Origin of the sequence: Corynebacterium sp. HMSC067D03 (assembly GCF_001811185.1) — a bacterium.
Taxonomy (GTDB): Bacteria; Actinomycetota; Actinomycetes; order Mycobacteriales; family Mycobacteriaceae; genus Corynebacterium; species Corynebacterium coyleae.
Genome location: NZ_KV803849.1, coordinates 1 through 299, shown reverse-complemented (window position 1 = coordinate 299; position 299 = coordinate 1). Strand labels below are relative to the sequence as shown.

The following is a 299-nucleotide window of genomic DNA, read 5'->3' as shown; positions in this document are numbered from 1 at the left end:
CGGATGAGTGTGTCAGCGACCGCCAAAGCACTCGGTGTGGGCTGGGACCTGGTCAATAAAGTCGCACTAGATGCCTGCCGCCAGCTTGTCTACGGCGACCCTCACCACCTAGACGGAGTTCGCGTCCTTGGAGTCGATGAACATGTATGGAAACACACCAGAAAACCAGGCCAGGCATCAAACCTGGTGACCATACTCGTTGACCTCACCCCGCTGGTGGACGGGCGTGGGCCTGCACGCTTGTTAGACATGCGACCGGGCAGGTCGGCAGATGTGCTCAGCGGGTGGCTTAAGGAACG

The 299-nt window shown here is 59.5% G+C and carries 1 pseudogene; it reads left to right on the top strand.

What is annotated here, in order from left to right:
• Positions 1–299 (top strand): annotated as a pseudogene (locus HMPREF2785_RS11405) (ISL3 family transposase); the annotation flags it as partial.